32 protein-coding genes are annotated in these 22,982 nt (G+C 69.6%); 5 read left to right on the forward strand and 27 right to left on the reverse strand.

What is annotated here, in order from left to right; all coding sequences use genetic code 11:
- Positions 1-4 precede the first annotated feature (4 nt).
- Genes OG194_RS18850 through OG194_RS18860 form a run of 3 tightly spaced genes read right to left on the reverse strand, consistent with a single transcriptional unit; the run spans position 5 to position 1,622 of the window.
- The gene (locus OG194_RS18850; RefSeq protein ID WP_327401992.1) at positions 5-847 is read right to left on the reverse strand and encodes a helix-turn-helix domain-containing protein; all 843 of its coding nucleotides are present in this window, start codon (positions 845-847) and stop codon (positions 5-7) included.
- Positions 844-1,380, reverse strand: a complete 537-nt coding sequence (locus OG194_RS18855; RefSeq protein ID WP_327401993.1) for a DUF6879 family protein — start codon at positions 1,378-1,380, stop codon at positions 844-846. Before OG194_RS18855 ends, OG194_RS18850 begins: the two co-directional genes overlap by 4 nt.
- Before the next feature lie 5 nt (positions 1,381-1,385).
- Positions 1,386-1,622, reverse strand: a complete 237-nt coding sequence (locus OG194_RS18860; protein ID WP_327401994.1) for a hypothetical protein — start codon at positions 1,620-1,622, stop codon at positions 1,386-1,388.
- A gap of 279 nt (positions 1,623-1,901) precedes the next feature.
- Between OG194_RS18860 and OG194_RS18865 the strand changes: the two genes are divergently transcribed.
- Complete coding sequence (locus OG194_RS18865; RefSeq protein ID WP_327401995.1) at positions 1,902-2,339, forward strand: hypothetical protein; 438 nt, start codon at positions 1,902-1,904, stop codon at positions 2,337-2,339.
- A 158-nt stretch (positions 2,340-2,497) separates the two neighbouring features.
- Here OG194_RS18865 and OG194_RS18870 read toward each other — a convergent pair whose 3' ends face one another.
- Positions 2,498-2,683, reverse strand: coding sequence for a hypothetical protein (locus OG194_RS18870; protein WP_327401996.1), 186 nt, complete (start codon positions 2,681-2,683; stop codon positions 2,498-2,500).
- 314 nt (positions 2,684-2,997) lie between these two features.
- On the opposite strand from OG194_RS18870, the gene OG194_RS18875 reads away from it, so the two are divergent.
- The 3 genes from OG194_RS18875 to OG194_RS18885 all read left to right on the forward strand — a co-directional run bounded on the left by OG194_RS18875 (position 2,998) and on the right by OG194_RS18885 (position 4,317).
- Complete coding sequence (locus OG194_RS18875) at positions 2,998-3,213, forward strand: hypothetical protein (protein WP_327401997.1); 216 nt, start codon at positions 2,998-3,000, stop codon at positions 3,211-3,213.
- Between the two features lie 227 nt (positions 3,214-3,440).
- Entirely contained in the window at positions 3,441-3,650 is a 210-nt protein-coding gene (locus tag OG194_RS18880; protein ID WP_327401998.1) for a hypothetical protein, read from the forward strand.
- Complete coding sequence (locus tag OG194_RS18885) at positions 3,640-4,317, forward strand: hypothetical protein (protein ID WP_327401999.1); 678 nt, start codon at positions 3,640-3,642, stop codon at positions 4,315-4,317. Before OG194_RS18880 ends, OG194_RS18885 begins: the two co-directional genes overlap by 11 nt.
- 308 nt (positions 4,318-4,625) lie before the next feature.
- On the opposite strand, the gene OG194_RS18890 is transcribed toward OG194_RS18885, so the two are convergent.
- From OG194_RS18890 to OG194_RS18950, 13 genes are all read right to left on the reverse strand, one after another.
- Complete coding sequence (locus OG194_RS18890; protein ID WP_327402000.1) at positions 4,626-6,764, reverse strand: cell division protein FtsK; 2,139 nt, start codon at positions 6,762-6,764, stop codon at positions 4,626-4,628.
- An 87-nt stretch (positions 6,765-6,851) separates the two neighbouring features.
- A complete protein-coding gene (locus OG194_RS18895; RefSeq protein WP_327402001.1) occupies positions 6,852-7,028 on the reverse strand; it encodes a DUF6257 family protein in 177 nt (58 codons plus the stop codon).
- Positions 7,029-7,031: 3 nt separating this feature from the next.
- Entirely contained in the window at positions 7,032-7,271 is a 240-nt protein-coding gene (locus OG194_RS18900) for a hypothetical protein (protein WP_327402002.1), read from the reverse strand.
- A 14-nt stretch (positions 7,272-7,285) separates the two neighbouring features.
- Positions 7,286-7,633, reverse strand: coding sequence for a hypothetical protein (locus OG194_RS18905; RefSeq protein WP_327402003.1), 348 nt, complete (start codon positions 7,631-7,633; stop codon positions 7,286-7,288).
- Positions 7,630-7,806: a hypothetical protein gene (locus OG194_RS18910; RefSeq protein ID WP_327402004.1), complete on the reverse strand. Its 177-nt coding sequence runs from the start codon at positions 7,804-7,806 to the stop codon at positions 7,630-7,632. The genes OG194_RS18905 and OG194_RS18910 overlap by 4 nt, the downstream gene beginning before the upstream one ends.
- A complete protein-coding gene (locus tag OG194_RS18915; protein ID WP_327402005.1) occupies positions 7,803-8,609 on the reverse strand; it encodes a hypothetical protein in 807 nt (268 codons plus the stop codon). The genes OG194_RS18910 and OG194_RS18915 overlap by 4 nt, the downstream gene beginning before the upstream one ends.
- The gene (locus OG194_RS18920) at positions 8,606-8,803 is read right to left on the reverse strand and encodes a hypothetical protein (RefSeq protein ID WP_327402006.1); all 198 of its coding nucleotides are present in this window, start codon (positions 8,801-8,803) and stop codon (positions 8,606-8,608) included. The genes OG194_RS18915 and OG194_RS18920 overlap by 4 nt, the downstream gene beginning before the upstream one ends.
- Positions 8,800-9,165 (reverse strand): DUF6907 domain-containing protein, encoded by a 366-nt coding sequence (locus OG194_RS18925; RefSeq protein WP_327402007.1) that lies wholly within the window; start codon positions 9,163-9,165, stop codon positions 8,800-8,802. Before OG194_RS18925 ends, OG194_RS18920 begins: the two co-directional genes overlap by 4 nt.
- Positions 9,165-9,449, reverse strand: a complete 285-nt coding sequence (locus tag OG194_RS18930; RefSeq protein WP_327402008.1) for a hypothetical protein — start codon at positions 9,447-9,449, stop codon at positions 9,165-9,167. The genes OG194_RS18925 and OG194_RS18930 overlap by 1 nt, the downstream gene beginning before the upstream one ends.
- Positions 9,446-9,994 carry a hypothetical protein gene (locus OG194_RS18935; RefSeq protein WP_327402009.1) on the reverse strand — a complete coding sequence of 183 codons (549 nt, stop codon included), beginning with the start codon at positions 9,992-9,994 and terminating at the stop codon, positions 9,446-9,448. Before OG194_RS18935 ends, OG194_RS18930 begins: the two co-directional genes overlap by 4 nt.
- Positions 9,991-10,437: a DUF6907 domain-containing protein gene (locus OG194_RS18940; protein ID WP_327402010.1), complete on the reverse strand. Its 447-nt coding sequence runs from the start codon at positions 10,435-10,437 to the stop codon at positions 9,991-9,993. The genes OG194_RS18935 and OG194_RS18940 overlap by 4 nt, the downstream gene beginning before the upstream one ends.
- Positions 10,434-11,363, reverse strand: a complete 930-nt coding sequence (locus OG194_RS18945) for a hypothetical protein (protein WP_327402011.1) — start codon at positions 11,361-11,363, stop codon at positions 10,434-10,436. The genes OG194_RS18940 and OG194_RS18945 overlap by 4 nt, the downstream gene beginning before the upstream one ends.
- A gap of 18 nt (positions 11,364-11,381) precedes the next feature.
- Positions 11,382-11,864: a hypothetical protein gene (locus OG194_RS18950; RefSeq protein WP_327402012.1), complete on the reverse strand. Its 483-nt coding sequence runs from the start codon at positions 11,862-11,864 to the stop codon at positions 11,382-11,384.
- A 196-nt stretch (positions 11,865-12,060) separates the two neighbouring features.
- Here OG194_RS18950 and OG194_RS18955 point away from each other — a divergent pair, with 196 nt between their 5' ends.
- Positions 12,061-12,252, forward strand: coding sequence for a hypothetical protein (locus tag OG194_RS18955; protein ID WP_327402013.1), 192 nt, complete (start codon positions 12,061-12,063; stop codon positions 12,250-12,252).
- Positions 12,253-12,566: 314 nt separating this feature from the next.
- Here the strand turns inward: OG194_RS18955 and OG194_RS18960 are convergent, their stop codons facing one another.
- The 10 genes from OG194_RS18960 to OG194_RS19005 form a co-directional block, all read right to left on the reverse strand.
- On the reverse strand, positions 12,567-12,833 hold the full coding sequence (locus OG194_RS18960; protein WP_327402014.1) for a GlsB/YeaQ/YmgE family stress response membrane protein: 267 nt from the start codon (positions 12,831-12,833) through the stop codon (positions 12,567-12,569).
- Between the two features lie 180 nt (positions 12,834-13,013).
- Entirely contained in the window at positions 13,014-13,580 is a 567-nt protein-coding gene (locus OG194_RS18965) for an SMI1/KNR4 family protein (RefSeq protein WP_327402015.1), read from the reverse strand.
- Between the two features lie 114 nt (positions 13,581-13,694).
- Positions 13,695-14,393: a barstar family protein gene (locus tag OG194_RS18970; protein WP_327402016.1), complete on the reverse strand. Its 699-nt coding sequence runs from the start codon at positions 14,391-14,393 to the stop codon at positions 13,695-13,697.
- A gap of 467 nt (positions 14,394-14,860) precedes the next feature.
- Positions 14,861-15,253 (reverse strand): YccF domain-containing protein, encoded by a 393-nt coding sequence (locus tag OG194_RS18975; protein WP_327402017.1) that lies wholly within the window; start codon positions 15,251-15,253, stop codon positions 14,861-14,863.
- The gene (htpX, locus tag OG194_RS18980; protein WP_033282557.1) at positions 15,250-16,113 is read right to left on the reverse strand and encodes a zinc metalloprotease HtpX; all 864 of its coding nucleotides are present in this window, start codon (positions 16,111-16,113) and stop codon (positions 15,250-15,252) included. The genes OG194_RS18975 and htpX overlap by 4 nt, the downstream gene beginning before the upstream one ends.
- A 189-nt stretch (positions 16,114-16,302) precedes the next feature.
- On the reverse strand, positions 16,303-17,826 hold the full coding sequence (locus OG194_RS18985; RefSeq protein ID WP_327402018.1) for an NADH-quinone oxidoreductase subunit N: 1,524 nt from the start codon (positions 17,824-17,826) through the stop codon (positions 16,303-16,305).
- Positions 17,823-19,397, reverse strand: coding sequence for a complex I subunit 4 family protein (locus OG194_RS18990; RefSeq protein WP_327402019.1), 1,575 nt, complete (start codon positions 19,395-19,397; stop codon positions 17,823-17,825). Before OG194_RS18990 ends, OG194_RS18985 begins: the two co-directional genes overlap by 4 nt.
- 6 nt (positions 19,398-19,403) lie before the next feature.
- On the reverse strand, positions 19,404-21,398 hold the full coding sequence (locus OG194_RS18995) for an NADH-quinone oxidoreductase subunit 5 family protein (protein ID WP_327402020.1): 1,995 nt from the start codon (positions 21,396-21,398) through the stop codon (positions 19,404-19,406).
- Positions 21,395-21,844 (reverse strand): NADH-quinone oxidoreductase subunit NuoK, encoded by a 450-nt coding sequence (gene nuoK, locus OG194_RS19000; RefSeq protein ID WP_327402021.1) that lies wholly within the window; start codon positions 21,842-21,844, stop codon positions 21,395-21,397. Before nuoK ends, OG194_RS18995 begins: the two co-directional genes overlap by 4 nt.
- Positions 21,844-22,680 carry an NADH-quinone oxidoreductase subunit J family protein gene (locus tag OG194_RS19005; protein ID WP_327402022.1) on the reverse strand — a complete coding sequence of 279 codons (837 nt, stop codon included), beginning with the start codon at positions 22,678-22,680 and terminating at the stop codon, positions 21,844-21,846. Before OG194_RS19005 ends, nuoK begins: the two co-directional genes overlap by 1 nt.
- Positions 22,681-22,982 lie beyond the last annotated feature (302 nt).

Here is a 22,982-nt window from a genome sequence, read left to right on the forward strand (position 1 = left end):
TTGCTCACGCGAGGTCCAGAGAAGCCCGCGCACGGCCGATGAGCCGGTGCGCCTGAGGCCCGTACACGGCGCCCTCGTCAAGGCGATCCCACACGCGTCCGTACAGGGCGACGTCCTCGGCGGATTCGAGGGTGAACTCCGTGTTGATGGTCTCGACGATGACGCGTTCCTCGTCGAAGATCCAGAACCCGTGCTTCGGGCTGAGCTTCAACTGCACCCCGAACGGCACGATGCCGAGTGCCACGGTGTTCAGGCCGATCAGCCCGACGAGCCGGTCGAGCTGGCCAGCCATCGTCTCGTGCGGGCATACGAGGGCATGGAGAGCGCCCTCCCAGATCAGGACACGGAAGGCTTTGTCTGCCTCGTACAGCACCTCTTGGCGCTTCATGCGGGCGCGTACGGCGTCCTCGGTATCGCGCGGCGACTGCATCAACTCCGCGTTGTGGAGCAGCAGATGCCGGGCGTAGTCCGGGGTCTGGAACAACCCGGGGATGACAGTCGCCTCATAGCCGCGCACGGTGGACGTACGCCGGTACTCAGCGACGTACCGCTCCTGCACCCCGCGGTGTCCGGTGGAGAGCTGCCGACGCCACGACCGGGCTTGGGACTCCAGGCCCCGCAGGCGGCTCTTCAGGTCGTCGGCTTCGTCCGGGACGCCGAGGGTCTGCGCCCACGCGTCGAGGTCCTCGGCGGTCGCGGTCTGCTTTCCCAGCTCCAGCCGTGACACCTTCGACCGCTGCCAGCCCAGCCGCTCCGCAAGGTCCTTGCCCTGAAGGCCGGCCTCGGTGCGCAGCTCGCGTAGCCGCACACCGAGGGCCTCGCGGCCGGACTGGAAATCGGTGCTCACCCGGCTGACGGTACCTGCGCCTGGAACTGCCTGGTAGGTACCGCGAAGTGCAGGGCAGCGTCCCGGGCCTGGCAGGCGCGTACGACGCTCTCGGCGTCTTCGAGGATCTGTACGCCGAGGGTCACGCCCTGGTCGTCGATGACGAACTTCACGAGGGTGCGGGAGTCGAAGAGCCAGAAGTCGTAGTCCGGCAGTCCGATCCGTACGGCGCCCGCGCGGTAGAGGTTGCGGATGTCCTCGCCAGCCGCCACGTTGCCCAGGCCAGTGGCGAGGAGGAACCGCTGTCCCTCGGTCGGCGGATCGTCGACCAGGCGCACGCGTCCGTACCGCTTGCCGGCCTCGGTCTGCGCGCGCACGCCCACATGCCAGGGGCTGGCCGGGTCGTAGTCGAAGGTTTCCCCGCGCTGGAAGCGCGGCCAGTTGGGGCTGACGCGGTCGGTCGCGTAGCCGCGCTGGGTCTCCAGACGCCAGGCGGTGTGCTCGAAGTCGGTGAACAGGTGGGTGATCTCGTCGAACGGGATCAGGTCCGACACGCGTTCTACTCCTTGGTCTGCGGCCCGGCGGTCGACTCAGTGTCCCGTGGGGCGAAGCGGGTGAGCAGCTCGCGCGGGATCCGTACGAACGTCTCGGAGTCCTTCACGTCCCGGAGTTGGGCGAGATGCTCGGGGTCGGTCTCGCGCTCGCCCTGGACGAGGATCTCGCCGGTCTCGACGACCTCGTACAGCGTGGGGCAGTTGCCGTGCTCCGATGTGGTGCCGATGAACCTGAGCGTCATGTCGCCCTCCATCTGCGCTGGTTGGAGGTCCAGCATGCTGCGGATCGTCCATGCGTGCCGGGAGATTGCGGGAGATTGCGCCTGCCGAAGGTCTGCGAGGGAGATACGCGCAACCAGCGTTCCCTCGTGGGCTCCGCTGTGCTGTTGGCCTACAGACTGCGCCAGCCGGGATCGATAGCGCATTGTCGCGAATCGTCACGTTCCGGAAACAACGCCCCATGATGCGCACATCGGTGCCAGCGTGTCCGCACGCAACTTCCGTACAGCCGAGGGGGACTCGTGCGCCGCTTCATCCTGCCCATCGCCGCCATCCTGTTGACCGCTGCCTGTAGCAGCGGCACACCCAGGCCGGCCGTCACCGCCGACGATCCGGTGGGGACACCCAAGCCGATCAAGCACGCCGCGGCGACACCCACCCACAGCGCGACACCTGCGGCCAAGGCGAAGCCATCCCCGTCGGCGAAGGAATGCCCGGCCGTGGGGGACGTCGTCCTGTGGATGAAGGTGCCCGGTGTCCCCGACAGTGCTCAGGTCTTGGGCGGCAACGGCTACCCGAACTGCGAGTCCACTTTCCAGACGGTGCAGCGAACGTCGCCGACCGTTCCCGGGGCTTGCACCGAAGCGGCGTGGGCGAGCGACAACCCGGGCTACAACGCAGACGCCACGCCAGCCAAGCGGTTGAAGAAGGTGCAGGTGTCCGTCGGCCCTGCCTGCTGAGGTTTCCATCCACACGCTCTTGGCACGTCTCTCGTCGCCCGGCTGAAGCGTCCCAGCCACAGCCGGGCGACGGGTGAGAGCACCGCTCCGTGTCCCTCACTCGTGATTCGGAGCCGCTGCCCGCACGGATGGGTCCCGTCTCTCCCCGGACCGGGCATTCACGTTTGGCCTTCGGTGGCTTCGTCGTTCGGCCGGGCCGCGGGGATCTCGCCGCCGGGGTTGGTCATGATCCGGCGGAGTTCCTCGACGAGTTCGTCCGTGGGCTCCGGGGCGAGCGCGACGCGGGCGCGGATCTTGGCGACGGTCTCGGGGCCGAGGATCGCGAGGCGCTCTTCGCGGGTCATCTGGAGGCCACCGGGCGTGCGACCGCGAACAGGGCCCGGAGGAACTCGATCTGCTCCGGCCGAAGCGGAGGAGCAGCAGCCGCATTCCGGCGGGACGCCTCAACAGCGGCCGGTCCGAGACGGCGCTCGGCTTCCTCGCGGTCGAACAGCGGGCCCGCGCTCATACGGCGGCGAGGTTCCCGGTCGCCTGTCACTGGACTGATCATGCTGGGAGGCTGTCCAAGCTGGCCTCGCGCGGCTCCGCCTGATCGCGGGGATTGCCCAGGCAGCTGGCTCAGCGTGCGGCCGTCGGCCGGGAGCGCCAGGCTGACGGTATGGCTTCCGTGATGCCCGTGGTCGTGTGCCCGCCCGACGAGGACGGCGGCCGGCGTGTGCGCGTCGACAGCGAGATCCTCGGCCGTGCGTACGGGCTTGAGGACATCGCCGAGTTCCTGCGCCGTGCCGGGATCGAGGACGTCGACGAGGCGTACGTCGCCGAGTCCGGCCTGATCGAGTGGCGTGGCGGCGGCTCCGACGTGTGGGAGCACTGAGCGCGGTCCCGTCCATCAACGGTGCGTCTACCGTTCGGCGGCCGAGCAGAACAGGCCTTGCGTACGTATTGCGAGGCAATCGGGCTTGTTCGACTCACTCTCAGGTGGGAAGAAATAACCAGGAGTGTTCAGGGGCTGGACGCCGGGTGGCCGCCTAGGTCACAGTGTCAGACCCTTGAGGGACACTAATGTCATCGAGAAGCTACCGGGGGGTAGGGGCGATTCGGATGACCATTCAAGAGCAGCGGACATCGGACCACGACGACGACGTCATCACCGAGCTGTCCGAAGACGAGTTCCGGGAGGCCGCGTACGCGGCGCTCAACAGGCTCGGCATCACCTACGCACAGCTCCGTGAGATGGCCCGCCGACGCGACTTCAGTTCAGCCCAGGCGCAATCGCTATGGGTGTCCATCGGTGGTGCACTTGATCTCTGACAAGCTGCGTGACCAGACGGTCAGTTTCACGAAGGAGATCCAAGCCCTTCTGAACGGCACGATCGGAAGTCACGTGCAGGTAAAGGCGGTCGCGCTCGATCTGGGCGACGACCGCCTTTTCGCGCTCGGTCACCTGCTCGACAAGCAGACGATGACGGCCCAGCGGTTCAAGCTGAAACCGACGGCGCCGCGGACCGAGCTATGGATGGACGTGAGTTTCCAGCTGCGCCTAGATGCCGAACGCGAGCACTTGATGGTGCAGAAGTCGTTCGTCGGCGTGTTCGGCTCCCCAGAAGCCAAACACGGCTTGTTCCACTACGACTACGAACGGGACAAGGCGGACGGCTACCCGGACGCCCACCTACAGGTGGACGCAGTCTCGGACCTGTTCCACACACTGAACGATCCGAAGACGGACACAGGCCGCTCGCTTGCCCAGCTGCACTTTCCCGTGGGCGGCAAGCGGTTTCGGCCCTGTCTGGAGGACGTCATCGAGTTCCTGGTGGTGGAACGTCTGGTCGAGGCGCGGGACGGCTATCAAGCTGTGCTGGATTCGGGCCGGGTGCGGTTCCGCCGGAACCAGTTGATGGCGGCGATGCGCCGGGACCCCGCCACGGTGGCTCTGTTCGTGGAGCGATACGGATTGCCAGGGGCTGCGCAGGGCTGACCCCTCACACGCCGCTGGCCGCTGCGGCCGCTCTGGGCCTGCCGGTGCTGATTGGCCCGCGGGTCATGTGCTGCGAGCGTCCGGGGGACCTGGCGGAGTCCGGCTGTTCATGACTTCAGCGTGCGTCCGCCAGCCTGTACGCGCACGCGTACGCGGGGCGAGGGGAGGGAGGCGCGGCGGGGGAGGCTGAAGTGCCCGTTTCCCGTTTCCCACAGGTGCGGAGACCCGCCTCCCTCGCCTCCCTAACTGGGCATACCCGCAGGCCATGTACAGGGAGGCAGGGAGGGAGGCGGGTAGGGAGAACTCCCTCAGTCCTCGATGCCTCCCTCGTCGTCTTCGTCGTCCAAGGTGTCGTCGTCCCGGGCCGCGATGGCGTCGAGAATGCGGTCGAGGCCGACGTGCATCTTGCCGCCGTTGGTCTTGTACTCGCCGTGCCCGGCGTCGTCCAGGACAGCCTTCAGATCTCGGGGTGACCAGGAGCCGTACTCGACGGGGTTGCGATCCTTCAGCCCGTGCAGCACGTCCAGGGTGAGCATCTTCGTCGCGTGTCCGAGGACGGCCGCGATGTCGGTGAGCGGGTCGGCCACGTCGAACGTGGGCACCTCCCATACGCCCTCGTCGCTCTTGTACGCCTTCATGGCGCGCTCGACGACCGGGGTGACCTCGTCGACGCCTGCCTCCTTGCGCACGAAGTAGGAGCGGATCAGCCCGGGAGTCTTCCCGAAGCCCGCGGCCATGGCCGTGCCGACGTCCTCACCTGCAACGAGGGTCGTCGCCGAGTACCCGTTCTTGTGCATGCCGGTGCCGAGGATCGCGTCGTTGCCCTGGTGATCATTGATCGCGAACGCGACACGGTGGGACACGGTCTTGGAGATCCCGCGCGGCAGGCTCGCCGCATCCGCGTCCGGGGTGATCCACATCAGCATGATGGCCGTCTTCCTGGCCTTCTTGGTGACCTTCAGCGCCAGTTCCTTGGCCTCCTTGCCGTACTCCCGGTGCGTGAACAGCTCGTGGACCTCGTCGAACACGACGATCCGGGGCCGCATGGACGGGTCGCGTTCCGCCATCTCGCGAGTGACTTTGGTGTCCGTGCCGAGGCGCTCCAGTTCCTGCCCCCGTCGGGACACCTCGCCGGCCAGGGCGCGCAGCGTGTCCATGGCCGCAACCACGTGCTCGTCGTCGTCGCCCTTAACCAGGGTCCGCAGGCGGGGCCGCATCGCGTCGTAGTCGTTGTTGTACGCCAGGACGTGCACGTCGATCTCGACCAGCGGGTCGAGCATCGCGCCGAGCAGCAGGGCAACGACCAGCGACGACTTACCCGAACCCATGATCCCGGCGATCAGGTAGTTCGCAGCCATCAGCCGCCCGATGACCTGCTCGCCGCGGGCGTTGAGTGCAACAGGTACGCCCCTGAAGAAGTCGGTCGTTCCTTCCGTCAGGAGCGGCCAGGACGGTACCGGCTTGGTGAGGACGCCGGGGTCGGCGACCCACAGGTCGAGCACGCCGGCCTGGTCGCGCGGCTCGGTCGGCCACACCTCGATGGGCTTGCGCATCAGGTTGTGCGCGAGGATCTGCTTCTTGTCGGCGATCATCTCGACGGGTACGCCTTCGGGCAGCTGTAGTTGCGCATGCCAGCCGTTCCCCGAACGGGTCGACGGCTGCACCCAGCGCGGCTTCCAGCCCTCCTTGATGGAGGCGTTGAGCGGCGGAATGCCGAGCTTGCCGAGCGCCCGCATGATGGCGTTCTCATCAGGTACGACGTCCCGCTCGTCGCCGTCTGCGGGCAGTGCCCAGGTGGGTGCGGTCCGCTGGTTCCGTCCGACCGCCCACGCTCCGGCCATGGCGAGCAGGGGCAACGAGTAGAGGAGCGGGTCCCAGATCACGGAGGCCAGGAACCCCAGCCACGCCACCAGTTGAATCACGGCGTCGAGCGGTCCGAGGACATCAGCCACGTCGTGCTGGTGCCAGGCGATCAGGATGCCGATCAGTAGCAGGACACCGGTACCGGCAACGACCGTGGTGAACACGGCCTTCGGCAGGCTGATCGCCAGCTGCAACAGGTCCATACGCCGCTTGTGCCGGGCGAACCGGTAGGCGTACGCCCGCTGCTCCCACTTCTGGACCATCTCTTCGTTGCCCGCGGCCTCGGCGATGCGCATCATCCGGTGGTGCATGGCCGCCGTACGGGCCTCCCACGCCCGCCTGGTGAGGATGCGGCCGCCTCCCCACGTGTATGAGCCGTGGCGGACGGCGGCGCGGTACGCGGGGTTCTGGCGGATCTCGACGACGACGCGGCGCAGCGACGCGGCGCGGATCCGGCGGCGGGGACGTACCTCGGCGGGTACGGCCTCGGGTGCGGGTGTACTCGGGGTACCTGGCTTGTCGAGTACGACAGGTACGGGTGTACCCGTGTCCTCGTCGTTGGCGGGTACGTGAAGATCCGTCATGCTGGCTTCTCCGGTCGTTCTGTTGGGCGTTCCGGGACACGGGGCGGCCGGTGTACCTGTGCCGGGTACGGCCGCCCCGTGGTGTACCTACTGCTTGTTCTTGCGGTTGAGGGCGCGCTTCTCGACGCGCTCGACCTTCTTCTTCAGGTCGTCGATGTAGACGGTCGGCCCGGCGAGTCCGCGCTTCGCCATACGGGTGTGCAGCAGGGCGAGGTGGACCTTCTCGCCGCCGGTGAAGTCGGAGAGCTTGAGGTCGTCGTCCATGGGTCAGTACTCCGTCGGTTCGGTGGTGGGCAGTTCGGGCAGCGGCTCGGGAAGCACGGCCGCGATGGCGGCGTACGACTGCGCGACCTCGGCCCACAGGCGGCCAGCGGCGGCGAGGGGCTCGACCTTGCGCCGGTGGTCCTCGTCGCGGGCGTACCGCTCGGCGTCGCGGGCCAGCTGCTCGGCCTTGGCGGTGGCGTTCCACGCGAGGCGGACGTACTGGTCTTGGGTGGACTTGTGCATGGGATTCCCCCTGGTCAGCGGTTGGTGAGGTCGCGCCACATCGAGCGCAGGACGATCAGGCATGCCGTCGCGCAGGTCGCGCAGATGGCCACGGCGACGGCCGCCACGGCGAAGGCCATGGCCAGGAAGCAGGCGACGCAGCCGCCGACGATGGCCAGGCCGCTGATGGTCAGCCACTTCCGGGTGTTGAACTGCGCCTGCTGCGGCGCCTGGTGACCGCACGCCGGGGGCGCGGCCTGCTGCTGGGCACTGACCAGCTTCGCCAACTCAACGGCGGCCATCGCGACCTGTACGGCCGCCGTGTTCACGGACGCCTCGGTCACCGCAGCCTCCGCCTTGTCGAGCGGAGAGGGCTCAGTCAAGGCGCCCACCGCCGTACACGCGGCAGGTGCGGGCGTAGGAGCAGACCGGCCGCGAAGGCGACGACGACCGGCTTGCCGAGGATCGCCGCGACGAGGGCGACGACAACCGCGAGCAGGCTGGGGAAGACGATGAGCAGGCCCAACAGGGCGCCCACGAGCAGCCACTTCGTCATGACCGGACTCCCATCAGTTCGTCACGGATGCGCTGGGCGCGGGGCTGGCCGATGCCGTACGACTCCTTCAGCCGGCGCACACCGGGCACCTCGCTGGGGAAGTCGATGCGTACCTGGGGGATGAGCGGGTCGGGGTAGAGGGCTTCGTCCTCGGGCTCCTCGTCGACCGGCGCCGGGTCGGGTTCCTCGTGGGGTACCTGCTCCTCGGGTACGGGTACCTCGTCGGGCGGAGGGGCGTACTCCGGGACGGGCTCGGCGACCTTCTCCGCGGCGGGGCGGACATGGTCCGTGCGGGCGACGAGGGGGAGCAGCCGGACGCCCGGAGGTACAGCGTCCGGTACGGCAGGTACGCGTACCTCGATCGCCGGGTACACCTCAGGTACAGGTGGTGCCGCTGCGGGTACAGGGACGCGTTCGACGGCCGTCTCGTACTGCGCCTCAGGGGTCACGGTGTGGTCATCGTCCTCGCTGCGGGCGAGCGCGTGGGTACGCCACAGAGCGACCGGCACGAGGACCGAGACGACGGTGACGAGGTTGAGGCTGACCTTCACAACGCCCGCTTCGAGGGCGTGGGCGGCGACCTGCGCGGCGCACATCAGGATGAGCGACAGGGCGACGTCCAACGCCCTGAACCACTTCAGGGCGGCGATGACGTAGCAGTCGAGGGAGAGCGGGAGCATGACCGCGATCGGCGGCCGGGCGCCCAACCTGCGGGCCAGCTCGTACTCGGCGATGGCGGTGTAGGCGAGGCCGGCCGCGGTTGATACGCGGCGGATCCACGTACGGGAAGGGTCCTGGGTCATGACTCGCCGACCTCCGGGGCGGCGGCGCGTACGGCGCGGTGTGCGGCGAGGGTCCAGCCTTCGAGGTCGCCCATGCGGTGGGCGATGACGAGGGCGTCGAGGAGGCAGTCGACCGGGGGCAGCGGCCGGGCCGACCGGGCGGCCGCACGGATCGCGGCGCGCTCGGTCGGACGGCGTACGAGACGGGCGCTCACCGGTCTTCTCCCGCGAGGATCTCGGCGAGCTGACGGCCGAGCCTGCGTAGCTGGTCGGCGGCGGCGATGAGGTCGTCGGCGAACTGGTCCACCTCGTCGGGCGTGCACGTGTGCGGCTCGACGTCGGCCTCGATGTACAGGCCGATGGTCCGGTCGGCGTTGGAGAACGGGGCTTGGGTGAGCGAGGCCTTGAACAGCACGTCGCCGCTGGGTGCGATGACGTGCTCGGGCCCGTCGTGACTGATGTCGACCTTGTAGCCGGCCCGGTCGTCGGGGTGGCCGGCACACCAGTCGGGTTCGCTGATCTCCAGCGGCTTGGTGACGAAGACGTTCACGACCGCGGTACGGGGCTCGATGCTCATCAGGCACGCCTCCCGGTCCACACCATGGGGACGGGCCAGTCGGTGACGTCCGCGCCGTGCCACTTGGCCAGCAGGGCGCGCAGGACCATCTCCCGCTCGAAGCCCGTCACGTCCGGGGACACCTCGACGTAGGCGATGCGGCCGTCACCCGTCGGGATGATCTGGGCCAGGCGGTTGGGCAAGTCGGGGTGACGCTTCTCGAAGACGTAGGTGCCGAGGTCGTCGAGGAGTTCGTCGTACGGGACGGTCAGGTACCACCACCGGTCACGGGTCGGGGTGCTCATCGGCCCTCACCTCCGGCGCGGTTCTCGTCGTGGCTGAGCTGGGACGGCAGGACGCGCGGGGCGTCGGTGATCCACGGGAACGGGCGGAGGGCGGCGGCGGCCTTGAATACGCGGATCGCCGCGGACTCGGGGGCCGTGCCGAGGGCGTACACGCGCCCGCCTTCCAGCGAGGCGAGGAGTCGGGCGGCGTGGTGCTCGCATCCGTTGGCGCCCGCGTTGGCCGCGTCGAGGACGGTGACCGCGATCAGGCCGACGCACGGGGTCGGGTCCTCGACGTGCGCGGCCGGGCAACGTCCGGATGACACTGCCAGGCTGGCAGTCTCATCGCCGCCGAGGGCCCTGAGCAGGATGCGGAGAGCTTCGGCGAGGGCGCCGTGGGCCTGCATGTAGGCGTAGATGTCGCGGCCGTCGGTGTCGCCGTAGATGGCGAGCATCTGCTGGCCGACGCTAATGGCGACGGCGAGGTCGGACGGGTCGATGGGCCCGGGCAGGGCGCCCACCGCAAGGGTGGGCGCCTGCTCGGCCGGGGTGGGCCGGTTGGTCATACCGTCACCTGCGCCTGCTGCTGGTGTGCGCGGGCGGTACGGGACAACTGCCGGATCCGGGCGGCGAACGAGACCAGCCGGTCGGCCAGGTCGTCGGCCATGTCCGGGGTGAGGAACGCGTACTCACCGCACCCGTCGTCGACCGCGACCGTCGCCTGCCGAAGCTGCGGGTTCGGGTCGGCCGGGCCGGACTGGATCTGCGCGTTCAGCTCGAAGACGTGGCCCGGCTTCTCCAGGGTGCCGATGCCGAAGTCCTCGATCTTCGACGTGTGGATGATGTCCTCGACGGCCAGCTGCACGTCAACGACGTGATCCGTGACGCACCAGGTGGGGCACTCGATCCACACGGTCCGGGCGGCATCGTCGAAGAACGTGATCGTGGCGGGTACGAGCCGGTGGCCGGGGGTGACCTGCGGGGCCGGGGCGGTGTTGAGGTTCGTCATCGGGCAACCTCGGCGTTCTCGCGGAGCCGCTTCGGGACGTCGAGCGCGGTGGTCCGCGCGATGTGCGGGTCGCCGCCGCTCCTGACACCGTCCGCCAGCAGGTCGAAGACGTAGTCGTAGCCGTCCCCACACTCGGAGCGGGCGAACTCGATCGCGTTGAACGCGCACAGCCGGTCGGCGATGGAGGCCCGCAGGATCTCGGCGAACTCCATGTGGGCGCCGGTGACCTTGAACGCCTTGCCCACCGAGGCCATGATCTCGCTCATGGCCTCGCCCAGGCCGTCACACATGTTGTCCAGGGTGACGGAGGGGTTGGGCTTGGCGAGGGCCTCGTTGTAGCCGACGGTCGCGATGTACAGGCCGGCGGCGGCGTAGCGGCTGCGCTCGTACTCGCGGGCGGCGGCGGACAGTTCGTCGAGCGCCACACCGAGTTCGTTGCTGCGCGCGATGAAGGTGGCGCGGCCGTTGATGTCCCGGATCTCGGGGAGGTCGATGGCGGGGTCGTCGGTCAACTGGAGTGCGAGGCCGCGCCGTTCGCATTCGGCGATCAGCTGGGGAAGGTACTCGTCGTTCTCGCTGAGGAACGCGGCCACGTGCATGCCGTGCTCGGCGAGCTGCGCGCGGAGACGGAATTCGGCTCCGGTGCGGGGGATCCACTGGTCGTCGTAGGCGGCCTCGATGTCCCACTGGCCGCCCTTGAGGTACGACCAGATGACGTGCAGGATGCCGGGGTTGTCGTCGTCGAGTTCGGCGGGGCGGAGCATGACGACGACGGGCTTGAGGTCGGCGGCGTTGTGCTCGCGGGCTCCGTCCGTCGCGGGCTGCTCGGCCCTGGTCCGGGTGGGCTCGGCGGCCTGGACGACGTAGGGCAGGTGGCCGGCCGTCGTGGTGTCTACGGCGGGGACGTGGGTCTGGATGCGGTTCATGGTGCTCGTTCCCCCGGCTCAGGCGGCCATGGCCGCGACGGCGGCCGGTGCGGTGGACTCGGTCTCGACGCGCTCGACGCGCAGGCTCGGGGCGACCTTCCGCATGGGGACGTCACCCAGGCCGAGGCGCTCGTACGTGGCGCGGATGGCGACCAGGTCGGGGGTCTCGCGGCTGGACTCGATGCGGCGGATGAGCCACTGGCCGTAGCGGCCGGCGGGCAGCCGGTCGAGGAGCTTGCGGGCCTTGCGCTTCGCCCTGTCGGCGGCGCGGGCCTGGTCGGCGGCCTCGTCGTAGTCGGTGGCGGCCGTCTCGATGGTGTCGACCTCGGGCAGCTCGTCGACGCCGTAGACGTCGGCCGGGTCCGGGGCGGTGGTCCCCTCGACGGCCGGCGTCTCGGCCGGGGCGAGGGAGCGGAGGGTGTCGGCGGCGGTCTCGACGAGGGCACCGATCAGGCTGCGCACCGTACGGGCGGTGCGGGGTGACGTGAGAAGGTGAAACACAACGGGCTCCTTGCTTCGATCAAGGTGGTTCCGTAGGCCCTCGGTCGGTGCTTCCAACACCGCCGGGGGCCGCTTGCGTTGTCCGGGCACTTCGTCAACTCAGTTCCGAACAATGTTGACACTACCCTCGCGTCGTGGGACTGTCAACATTGTTCCGCACAGAGTTCACAAGAGAGGTCGTGACAACATGACAGCCATGGCGCGAGACGAGATCCCCGAACTCCGGGACCTGCGAGACGAGTACGACCGAGCCCGCGATGCCCTGATGGCGGCCATCCACAAGCACCTTGACCTAGGGGAGTCGAACGCCCGCATCGCCCGCTCGGTGGACTGGTCGCGGGAGTACGTCGCGCGCATCCGCAAAGAGCGCGAGGCCGAGCGCGAGTAACGGCGGCGCGGCGCTGACCCCAGGAACACCAACGGCCGGACCCATGGGTCCGGCCGTAAGCATGAGGGCACAGTCAGGGCACAAGACCCTGTACGACGCTGCGAAACGTTGACAAGTACTGTCAGTAGTTTCCGCACGTCAGACGCCCTATCGGCGACTATGTGCAGGTCAGAGGATCAAGCTGCCGGTACGTGAACTACCGGTAGAACCGCACCGCGCGCATCCGCCGCGCGCGGGTGACGGGGATACGAGGAAGGGTGGGCGCCCGTCGGTGCCCACCCCTTCTCGCCTGCCGGCTGCGGCACGGGGACGCGCTAGTTGCGCGAGTTGCCGAAAATGATGCGGTAGGCGATCAGGAGGACGAGTGCGCCGCCTATCGCCGAGGCCCAAGTGGCGCCGTCGTAGAAGTTCTTGGCGACCGGGTGGTCCAACCAGCGGGCCGAGATCCAGCCGCCGATGAACGCGCCCGCGACGCCGATGATGGTCGTACCGATGAAGCCGCCCGGGTCGCGACCCGGCAACAGGAATTTGGCGATGGCTCCGGCCAACAGTCCCAGGATGATCCAGCTGATGATGCCCATGCCGTGAACCTGCCCTCTCACGCTGTGCTTGCACTGATCCGGAGCTGTGAATTCCGCCCGGACAGGCTGTGTTCGTAAGTCCTTGCGCACGGCCTGTGCCTGCATGTTCTGCCGTGTCGATGAACAGGACGTCACGGATGCGTGTGGTGGTTGCAGGCATCCGTGGCCTGCGGCGACCGCTCAGGATGCAGGTGCCGTCGTGCGGATGCGGAAGTCGGTCCACGGTGTCGGTTCGGGAGCGCCGTCGTAGTCCTCGTACCAGCCCGTGCCGTCGAGCCAGGCGCGCAGCCAGTCGGCGAGGCTGGGCGCGTCGACGTACCACGCGTGGTCGGCCTCGTCGGCGTTCGGTTCGTAGAGGAGGACCGTGGCCTCCGAGGATCGGCAGTCCACGCACGCGTACATCGCGCAGCCCCAGTGGGATATCGGCAGGACGCCCTCGGGCCAGGGCCAGTCGGGGTCCTCGTGTCCGCTCGCGCGGTTGGCGAGGTACTGCGTGACGGCGGCGGGCTCGCCGGCCGGTGGGTTGTCGGGGAGGGGCAACAGGCCGTACTCCGGGCCGAATCCGCCGTCTCCTATGCGTGTGTAGAGCGCGGCGAGCAGCGGGGGCAGGCGGAAGCCCAGGGCGGCCTCGGCGCGGGTCACCGTGGCCTCGTCCGCGGGGGCGGGGAGCGAAGTCCAGCCCGACGGGCGGGTGTTGCGGGCCTCGGCGGCCACTCGTGTCAGCAGTTGCTGCTCGTTCTCGGTCATGGCTTCATGGTGCCGCGCGCCACTGACAGTCGGGGCGGCCTGTGGACAACCCCGCGGTTGTGGAAAACCGCTGGTCGTACGCCCCGGCTGCGAGCGTCCTGCGGTGACGAACGGTCAAGCCAGGCGGACGTCGACGTGCCGTTCGGCGAGGAACGCGAGCAACTCCTCGAACGTCGGCGGGCGTCGGCCCGTGTGCGAGGTGGCGCCGAGACAGGTGCGGGCTATGGCGGCGTCGTGCCAGACGAGGGTGAAGGGTGGGGTGGCTCCCCAACTGCCGCGCAGGCAGTCGTTCAGAGCGTCCAGGCCCCCACCGAAGCATCCGACGGGGCCGTTCACCGCCTCGCCCAGGGCGCAGAAGAAGCCGGGTGCGTCGGTGATGTTGCTGCCGTCGAGGCGGTAGGTGGTGCCCGGCGGACGGTCCGGGGTGGTGCGGGTGTAGTTCGCCAGGGCTGTGTCCAACCAGAAGCGGCGGCCTTCGGCGTCGCAATCGGCCCAGCGGTTGGGCTCGGAGGGGCGGCCCTCGCCCCACAGGTCCCACACCTCCCGGGCCGCGAGCGGTGGGCGTTCCGACCATGGGTCGAGGGTGAGGTCGACCAGGCCCGGGCCGCGCGCGGACGGGATCCAGGCCCGTAACTCGCCCTCGGCGGCGGGCTGTACGGGCCGACCGGACGTGTCGACGCGCACCACCTTGACGTGGCCCAGGTCCTCTTCCCCGCCGTCCAGTGCCGCCCGCAGCGCACCGCGCGGGGAGCAGCCCAACAGGCGGTGCGGCGGCTCCAGTTGTTCGGGGCGATCCTCCTGTGCGTGGGCCAAGTCCCGGCAGGCGCCCCATGGTTGGCCGTCCGCGCCCAGTAGCCGGTAGCCCGGGGGACAGGGGTGGGCACTGCGGACAGTCGTAGAGGTTGTCGTCGAACTGCCTGCCCTCGACGGTGACGTCCCTCAGCGACAGGTCTCGCGCGCAGGGACGGTCGGCGACGCGTACGTCCTTCAGCCGCCACTCGCCCTCTCCCCGCCGGTCCTGTCGAGGGTCTCCAGGGTGAGCGGGCCGAGCGGTGCCGAACCGTCGGCACGCGCGCGTGCGAGGGCTGTTCGCAGGTCACCCTCGGGTGCGCAGCCGAGGAGTTCGTACGTCCCGCGCGCGGGTGGGGGCGGCTCGGCGAAGAGGTCGGCGGCGTCCTCGCAGAGGGCCCAGGTCTCCTCGTAGCCGTGCTCGCCGGTGGACTCGGCGCCTTCGTCTGCGACAGCAGGACGTACTTGGGCGCCCCCACCGCTGCCCGCCGTCAGCGGGCGGCGAACGACTGGTCCGTGGGCACGATTTCGCGGCCCAGGGGGAACAGCGACACCGGGATCAGCTTGAAGTTGGCGATGCCGAACGGGATGCCGATGATCGTGATGCACATGGCGATGCCGGTGACGATGTGCGCGAGGGCCAGCCACCAGCCCGCGAGGACCAGCCACAGGACGTTGCCGACGCAGGAGGGGGCGCCCGCGTCCCGGCGCTCGACCGTCGTGTACCCGAAGGGCCACAGGGCGTAGACGCCGATACGGAAGGCGGCGATGCCGAACGGGATGCCGATGACGGTGATGCACAACAGCGCGCCGGCGAGCAGGTACCCGAGGAACAGCCAGAAGCCGCTCAGGACGAGCCAAATGACATTCAGGATGGTTTTCACTGAGGGCGACCTGCCATCTTTTCGAGCCGGGCGATCCGCTCCGCCATCGGCGGATGTGTCGAGAACATCTTGGAGAGTCCCTGGCCCGGGCGGAAGGGGTTCGCGATCATCATGTGGCTCGCGGTCTCGATGCGGGGCTCCGGAGGCAGCGGAAGCTGCTTGGTGCCCGCGTCGAGCTTGCGCAGCGCGCTCGCGAGGGCGAGGGGGTCTCCGGTGAGCTGGGCGCCGGACGCGTCCGCCTCGTACTCCCTGGAGCGGCTGATGGCCAACTGGATGAGGCTGGCCGCGAGGGGACCCAGGATCATGATCAGCAGCATGCCCAGGATGCCGGGGCCGTCGTCGTCGTTCGAGCGGCCGATCGGGATCAGCCAGGCGAAGTTGACCAGGAACATGATCACCGAGGCGAGGGCGCCGGCGACCGACGAGATCAGGATGTCGCGGTTGTAGACATGGCTGAGTTCGTGGCCGATGACCCCGCGCAGTTCGCGCTCGTCCAGGATGCGCAGGATGCCCTCCGTGCAGCACACGGCGGCGTTGCGCGGGTTGCGGCCCGTGGCGAAGGCGTTGGGTGCCTCTGTGGGCGAGATGTACAGGCGCGGCATGGGCTGGCGGGCCTGGGTGGAGAGGTCGCGGACCATCCGGTACAGGGCCGGGGCCTCGAACTCGCTCACCGGACGGGCGCGCATCGCGCGTAGCGCCAGTTTGTCGCTGTTCCAGTACGCGTACGCGTTCGTGCCCAGCGCGATCACGACCGCTACGACGAGGCCCGTGCGGCCGAAGAAGCTGCCGATGACGATGATGAGTGCGGACAGTCCCCCGAGGAGAACTGCGGTCCTGAGCCCGTTGTGCCGGCGGTGCACGGTACGCCCTCCAAATCGTGCGGCAGGGGAACCCTTTGCTTGCTGATCTCTGATGCCACCGGTGTCGTGGTGTCACGTCCAGTGGACCCTCCCGTACTGGTCAACGCCAGGCGGGGGGCTCTAGTTCCCTTGTGCGTACGACGCCGGGGGTGGGCCGTCCGGGTGAGGACGGTGGTATGTGCCGGTGGCTCAGAAGAGTCCGGTGTCGGCGAAGCGCAGGACCAGTTGGGGTGCTCCGGAGAGGGCGATTCCGAGGGCGCCGGTGAGTGCGAGCGCGGCGGTGAGGGTCGCGGGGACGCGGTGTTCGGCGTGCTCGCCCTCCGGGGCGCGGAACAGCAGGGCCGTCCACTGGAGGTAGTAGAAGAGCGCGATCACCACGTTGACGGCCATGACGACGGCCAGCCAGCCCAGGCCCGCGTCGACGGCCGCCGAGAACACGGTCACCTTGGCGAAGAGCCCGATGACACCCGGCGGCAGCCCGGCGAGGCACAGCAGGAAGAAGGCCAGGAGCAGTGCTGCGAGCGGGTTCGACGCGTACAGGCCGCGGTAGTCGCTGATGCGGTTGAGGGCTCTGCTACGGCCCACCAGGGCGGCCACCGCGAAGGCGCCGAGGTTCACGGCCGCGTACATGAGGGCGTAGGCGACCGTGGAGCCGATCGACTTCTGGGCGTCCTTGGAGTACGCGGCGGCGGCGATCGGTACGAGGAGGTAGCCGGCCTGGCCGACGGAGGACCAGGCGAGCAGCCGTACCGCGCTGTACGCGCGCGTGGCCTGTTGGCGCAGGGCACCCAGGTTGCCGACCGTCATGGTGAGGGCGGCCAGTGCGGCGAGTGCCGGGCCCCACACGTCGGCGTACGACGGGAAGGCGACGACGGTGACGAGGATCAGGCCGGAGAAGCCGACCGCCTTGCCGACGACCGACAAGTAGGCGGCGATCGGGAGGGGCGCTCCTACGTAGGTGTCGGGTACCCAGAAGTGGAAGGGGACGGCGGCCGTCTTGAAGGCGAAGCCGACGAGGGTGAGGGCGACGCCGGTCTGGGCGAGGGTGTGGAACTGGCCGTCGACGTGCTGGATGCGGTCGGCGATCCGGGTGAGGTACAGGGTGCCCGTGGTGGCGTACACGAAGCTGACGCCCATCAGGCTGACCGCGGTCGCCGTAACCGAGGACAGGAAGAACTTGAGGGCCGCTTCGGCGGACTTCTTGTCGCCGTGCCGGATGCCGACGAGGGCGAAGGCGGGCAGGGAGGCAACCTCCAGGGCGACGATCAGGGTCGCGAGGTCGCGGGAGGCGGGCAGGAGGGCGGCGCCCGCGGCGGAGGAGAGCAGCAGGAACCAGTACTCCCCTTCGGGGAGTCCCTTGTCGGCGTCCTTCAGGGTGGTGATCGACAGGAGGGCGGCCAAGAGGGCGCCGCCGAGGACCAGGAACTGGATGACCACGGTGAAGCGGTCCGCCGTATAGCTGCACGCGGTCGCGTCGCCGGTGAGGCAGAAGGTGGCGCGGTCGCCGTCCAGGAGGGGCAGCAGCATGAGCGCGGAGGCGGCCAGGCCCGCGACCGACACCCAGCCCAGGAGCGCTTTTCTGGCCTCCTGGAGGAACAGGTCGGCGACGAGGACCACCAGGCCTACGACCGCCGTGATGGTCGGCGGTGCGATCGCCAGCCAGTCGACGGACTGGACCATCGACTCCGCGAGAGGCTGGGCCAGGGCGCTCATCGGGTGCCTCCTGAGAGGAGCTGCTGCACGGCCGGGTCGGTCAGGCCGAGGAGTGCCTTCGGCCACAGGCCGACGGCGACGGTGAGGGCGACGAGCGGGGTCCACGCGGCGAACTCGTACGTCTGGACGTCGGCGAGCTTCGGCGCTTCCTGCGCCACGGCGCCCATGCAGACGCGGCGGACCACGGCGAGCATGTACGCGGCCGTCAGCAGGGTGCCGAAGGCCGCGATCGCCATGAAGGTGAGGAACGCGGGGCGGCTGAGGCCGGCGGCGGGCTTGAATGCGCCGAACAGCGCCAGCATCTCGCCCCAGAATCCGGCGAGTCCGGGCAGTCCGAGCGAGGCGACGGCGGCGAACGCGAGCAGTCCGCCGAGGCGCGGGGCCTTGCCGTAGAGGGCGGCGCCCGTCTCCTCGGCCAGGGTGTCCAAGTCGGTGGTGCCCGTACGGTCCTTGAGGGCGCCGACGAGGAAGAAGAGCAGGCCGGTGATGAGGCCGTGGGCGATGTTGGCGAAGAGCGCGCCGTTCACGCCGGTCGGGGTCATCGTCGAGATGCCGAGCAGGACGAACCCCATGTGGCCGACGGAGGAGTACGCGATGAGGCGCTTGAGGTCACCCTTCGCGCCCTGTTTCGCGAGGGCGAGGCAGGCCAGGGAGCCGTAGATGATCCCGACGACGGCGAAGGCGGCGAGGTAGGGCGCGAAGGTGTGCATGCCGTCGGGGGCGATCGGCAGCAGGATGCGGACGAACCCGTACGTGCCCATCTTCAGCATCACGCCGGCCAGCAGGACCGAGCCGACGGTCGGGGCGGCGGTGTGGGCGTCGGGCAGCCAGCTGTGCAGTGGCCACATCGGCGCCTTCACCGCGAGCCCGATCCCGATCGCCAGAACGGCGATGACCTGCACGGATGTGGTCAGCGACCGGCCGTTGTCAGTGGCGAGTGCCACCATGTCGAATGTGCCCGCCTTGATTCCGATCAGGAGCAGGCCGAGCAGCATGACGACGGAGCCGAGCAGTGTGAAGAGGATGAACTTCCAGGCGGCCTGGGCCCGTTGGGCACCGCCCCAGCGGGCGATGAGGAAGTACATCGGGATCAGGACGGTCTCGAAGGCGAGGAAGAAGAGGATCAGGTCGAGGACGGCGAAGGTGGCGAGGGTGCCGGACTCCAGGACGAGGATCAGGGCGACGAATGCCTTCGGGGACGGGCCCGACGGCATCTTGAAGTAGGAGTAGAGCGCGCAGAGGAAGGTCAGCAGCGCGGTCAGGACCAGAAGGGGGAGGGAGATGCCGTCGATGCCGAGGTGGATGCGCACGTCGAGTGCGGGGATCCAGCTGATGTCGGTCGTGGCCTGCATCTTCGAGGGATGGTCGTGGTCGAAGCCGAGCGCGAGGACGATCGCGGCGATGAGGATCACGCCGGTCACGGTCACGCCGTGCCGTAGTACGGCCTGTTCGGGCGACTTCCCCTTCAGTCCCGGCGGGGCGGGCAGCAGGGCGGTGACGGCGCCGAGGAGCGGGCCGACGACGACGAACGCCAGAAGGACCTGCATCACGGACTCGTTGATATCGATCACGCCTGCTCACGCTCCCGTGGCGACGAGGAGGACGGCGACCGTCAGGACGACGGTGCCGGCGAGCAGCGCGCTCACATAGGTCTGCATATTGCCGGTCTGGGCGCGCCGTACGGCGGCGCCGAGGAGGCGGGGCAGGGTGCCCGCGCCGCGTACGTAGGTGTCGACGACCTCGCGGTCGAGGAACCGGACGAGACTCGCCGCGGCCATGACCGGGCGGACGAACAGGGCCGCGTACACGGCGTCCAGGTGGAAGCCGGAGGCCGCGTGGCGGTGCAGCGGGCCGAGCAGGAGTCGGCCCGGGTCCGCCGGGTCGGGTGCCGAGGCCACGTCTCCGTAGGCGGGTGTGTGGCTCGCGATGGCCTCGGCCTCGACGAGTCCGGCGTCGCCCTCCGGGTGGGCCGCGACGGCACCCATCGGTGCGCTGCCTGCGAGTGCGGTGGTGTGGCGCCAGGCGCCGTAGGTGACGATGCCGCCGACGAGGGCGACCCCCGTGCCCAGCACCGAGGTGGTGAGTGTCGGGGTCAGGTCGCGGCCGTCGAACCAGTCGGGGAGCACGCGGTAGGCGAGTCCGCCGAGGGCGAGGGACGGGACGGCGAGCACCCACAGCACGGCGTTCATCGCCACGGGCTGCCTGCCGTGGTCAGGGGCCTCGACTCCGCGTCCGTGGAAAGCGAGCAGCCACAGGCGCGTCGCGTACGCGGCGGTGAGGAGGGCGGCGAGCAGGCCGGCCAGGAGGACGATCCAGCCCGCCGCACCGGGGATGTGCTCGGTGTCTCCGGTGGCCGCGTGTTCGGCGGCGCCGAGGACGGACTCCTTGGAGAAGAAGCCGCTGAAGGGCGGGATCGCGGCGAGCGCGAGGAGCGCCACGGTCATCGTCCAGAAGGCGTCGGGGACGCGGGCGCGCAGGTTGCCCATGCGGGACATGGCGGCCAGCGAGTTGGTGCCGGAGGCGTGGATGACCACGCCGGCCGCGAGGAACAGCAGCGCCTTGAAGGCGCCGTGGGACAGGAGGTGGAAGACGGCGGCACCGCGGTCGCCGACGGCGAGGGCGCCGGTCATGTAGCCGAGTTGACCGATCGTCGAGTACGCGAGGACGCGTTTGATGTCGTCCTGGGCGAGCGCGGCGAGGCCCGAGCCGGCCATCGTCACGGCGGCCATGACGGCGAGGACGACCATCGCGGCCGAGGATGCCTCGAAGACCGGAAGGAGACGCGCGACGAAGTAGACACCGGCGGCGACCATCGTCGCGGCGTGGATCAGCGCGGAGACGGGGGTCGGGCCCGCCATCGCGTCGGGGAGCCAGGTGTGCAGCGGGAACTGCGCCGACTTGCCCGCCACGCCGGCCAGGAGCAGCAGGGCGATCAGGGTCGGGTGGTGCAGCCCGCCGTTCGCGACGGTGCTCAGGACCTTGGTGATGCGGAAGGACCCGGCGTCGGTGGCGAGCGCGAACAGGCCGATCAGGAAGGGGACATCGCCGAGTTTGGTGACGAGAAAGGCCTTGATGGAGGCGGCGCGGGCTTCCGGGGTCTCCCAGTAGTGGCCGACGAGGAAGTAGGAGCAGATGCCCATGACCTCCCAGCCGACCAGCAGCACGATCAGGTCGCCGGAGTAGACGACGAGGAGCATCGCGGAGGTGAAGAGGGAGACGAGCGCGGCGTACGAGGGGTAGCGCGGGTCGTCGCGCAGGTAGCCCGTCGAGTAGATCTGCACGCAGGTGGCGACGAAGGCGACCAGGACGGCGACGAGGGCGGCGAAGCCGTCGATGTGCAGGGCGAGTTCGACGGGGACCGAGCCGGTGGGCGTGAGTTCGGTGGCGGAGTCGATGGCCGCGTCGCCGCCCTGCCGTACGGCGACGATCGCGGCCAGCGCGAGCGCGGCGAGCGACGGCAGGACGGCGAGCGGGCGGACGAAGCCGGGGGCGGTGCGGCCCAGGAGCAGGCCGGCCGCGGCGCCCAGGAACGGGAGGAGGGGGACGAGGACGGCGAGGGTGGTCGTGGTCACGCGGTGGCCTCAGCCTTCTCGGCCACGGGGGGCTCGGTGCCGTTGCTGTCTGAGCCGCTGGGGCTGGAGCCGCCGGTGCTGTCGGGGCCGCTGGATCCGTCGGGGCCGTCGGGGCCGTCGGTTTCGTGGCCCTCCGCGGTGTCGCGGAGTTTGTCGATGTCCGAGGTGCCGCGGCCTCGGTAGACGGCGAGGACGATCGCCAGGCCGATGCCGATCTCCGCGGCGGCGATGGCGATGGTGAACAGGGTCAGGGCCTGGCCGGAGTGCAGCTTCTCCTCGGCGGTCCTGCTGAGCCAGACGTCGAAGGCGACCAGGTTCAGGTTGACGGCGTTGAGCATCAGCTCGACCGACATCAGGACGAGGATCGCGTTGCGGCGGGCGAGGACGCCGTAGATGCCGGTGCAGAAGAGGAGGGCGGCGAGCACGGCGGGATAGACCAGGTGCATCAGCTGGCTCCCTTCTGCTCGGTGGGGGTGTTCTGAGCGGTTCCGTCGTTCTGCGCGGCTGCGTTGTTCTGCGCGGCTGCGTTGTTCTGCGCGGTCTGGCTCCGCTCGGTCGGGTCGTTCCGCTCGGTCCGGTTGTTCCGCGGGGTCGGATCGTTGCCTTGAGAACGGCTATTTCGCCCGAACGTGTGATTACGGGAATCGGGGACGGATGGGGAACTACCGCTCGCACCCCGGGAGTTCACAGGGGGAGAGCTCAGCTCCGACTTCGTCTTGCGGGACAGGACGATCGCGCCGACCAGGGCCGCGAGGAGAAGGACGGAGAGGGCCTCGAAGGGGAGGACCCAGTTCTGGAACAGGCTCGCGCCGGTCACCGCGGTCGAGCCGGCGGCCGGACCGGCCAGGTTCATCCAGGTCGCGCGGAAGGCGTCGACGACGACCCAGACCAGGGCCGCCGCGGCGGCGACGGCCACGGCGAGGGCGGCCCAGCGGTTGCCGGAGTCCGCGTCCGGGGAGCGGCCGATGGGGGCCTTGGTGAGCATCAGACCGAAGAGAAGGAGGACGACGACGGAACCGACATAGATGAGGACCTGCACCCAGGCGATGAACTCGGCGGTGAGGAGGAGGTATTCGACGGCGAGACCCCCGAGGGTCACCACGAGCCACAGGGCGGCGTGCACCAGCTGCTTGGTGGTGACGGTGACGAGGGCGGCGCCGAACGTGACCAGTCCGACGAGGAGGAAGGCGATCTCGACGCCGGTCGGGGAGAGGAAGCCGTGGGTGTGGGGGGCGGCGAGGGGTGCCGTGGCGGTCACGGCGACGGTGTCGGCGAGGGTCACGACTGGCCCTCCGGCGGATTGGCGGGGTCGGCGGGGTTGGGCTTCGCGGCCTCGGTGGGGTCGAGCGGCGCGGCTTCGGCGGGGTAGGTCGGCGCGGCTTCGGTGGCTTCCGCCGGGTGCTTGGGCTTCGCGACTCCGGTGGCCTCTGCGGGGTTGGGCTTCGCGACTTCGGTGGCCTCTGGACGGTTGGGCTTCGCGGCCTCGGTGGCCTCTGCGGACCTGGTCTGCTCGGCCCCGGTGACCTCGGCGGGGTCGGCCTGCTCGGCCTCGGTGACGTCGGCGGCCGGTGTGACGGCGGGCGC

The sequence above is a fragment of the Streptomyces sp. NBC_01288 genome (assembly GCF_035982055.1).
In the GTDB taxonomy this organism is placed as follows: Bacteria; Actinomycetota; Actinomycetes; order Streptomycetales; family Streptomycetaceae; genus Streptomyces.

Excerpts from the sequence above, each read along its gene's own strand:
- OG194_RS18935 (WP_327402009.1), bottom strand. The coding sequence starts at position 9,994 with ATGACCAACCGGCCCACCCCGGCCGAGCAGGCGCCCACCCTTGCGGTG.
- OG194_RS18985 (WP_327402018.1), bottom strand. The coding sequence starts at position 17,826 with ATGAGCGCCCTGGCCCAGCCTCTCGCGGAGTCGATGGTCCAGTCCGTC.
- OG194_RS18915 (WP_327402005.1), bottom strand. The coding sequence starts at position 8,609 with ATGACCCAGGACCCTTCCCGTACGTGGATCCGCCGCGTATCAACCGCG.
- nuoK (WP_327402021.1), bottom strand. The coding sequence starts at position 21,844 with ATGCACCTGGTCTATCCCGCCGTGCTCGCCGCCCTCCTCTTCTGCACC.
- OG194_RS18910 (WP_327402004.1), bottom strand. The coding sequence starts at position 7,806 with ATGACGAAGTGGCTGCTCGTGGGCGCCCTGTTGGGCCTGCTCATCGTC.
- OG194_RS18860 (WP_327401994.1), bottom strand. The coding sequence starts at position 1,622 with ATGACGCTCAGGTTCATCGGCACCACATCGGAGCACGGCAACTGCCCC.
- OG194_RS18895 (WP_327402001.1), bottom strand. The coding sequence starts at position 7,028 with ATGGACGACGACCTCAAGCTCTCCGACTTCACCGGCGGCGAGAAGGTC.
- OG194_RS18870 (WP_327401996.1), bottom strand. The coding sequence starts at position 2,683 with ATGACCCGCGAAGAGCGCCTCGCGATCCTCGGCCCCGAGACCGTCGCC.
- OG194_RS18940 (WP_327402010.1), bottom strand. The coding sequence starts at position 10,437 with ATGACGAACCTCAACACCGCCCCGGCCCCGCAGGTCACCCCCGGCCAC.
- OG194_RS18945 (WP_327402011.1), bottom strand. The coding sequence starts at position 11,363 with ATGAACCGCATCCAGACCCACGTCCCCGCCGTAGACACCACGACGGCC.
- OG194_RS18925 (WP_327402007.1), bottom strand. The coding sequence starts at position 9,165 with ATGAGCATCGAGCCCCGTACCGCGGTCGTGAACGTCTTCGTCACCAAG.
- OG194_RS18930 (WP_327402008.1), bottom strand. The coding sequence starts at position 9,449 with ATGAGCACCCCGACCCGTGACCGGTGGTGGTACCTGACCGTCCCGTAC.
- OG194_RS18900 (WP_327402002.1), bottom strand. The coding sequence starts at position 7,271 with ATGCACAAGTCCACCCAAGACCAGTACGTCCGCCTCGCGTGGAACGCC.
- OG194_RS18890 (WP_327402000.1), bottom strand. The coding sequence starts at position 6,764 with ATGACGGATCTTCACGTACCCGCCAACGACGAGGACACGGGTACACCC.
- OG194_RS18875 (WP_327401997.1), top strand. The coding sequence starts at position 2,998 with ATGGCTTCCGTGATGCCCGTGGTCGTGTGCCCGCCCGACGAGGACGGC.
- OG194_RS18965 (WP_327402015.1), bottom strand. The coding sequence starts at position 13,580 with ATGACCGAGAACGAGCAGCAACTGCTGACACGAGTGGCCGCCGAGGCC.
- OG194_RS18880 (WP_327401998.1), top strand. The coding sequence starts at position 3,441 with ATGACCATTCAAGAGCAGCGGACATCGGACCACGACGACGACGTCATC.
- OG194_RS18960 (WP_327402014.1), bottom strand. The coding sequence starts at position 12,833 with ATGGGCATCATCAGCTGGATCATCCTGGGACTGTTGGCCGGAGCCATC.
- OG194_RS18955 (WP_327402013.1), top strand. The coding sequence starts at position 12,061 with ATGGCGCGAGACGAGATCCCCGAACTCCGGGACCTGCGAGACGAGTAC.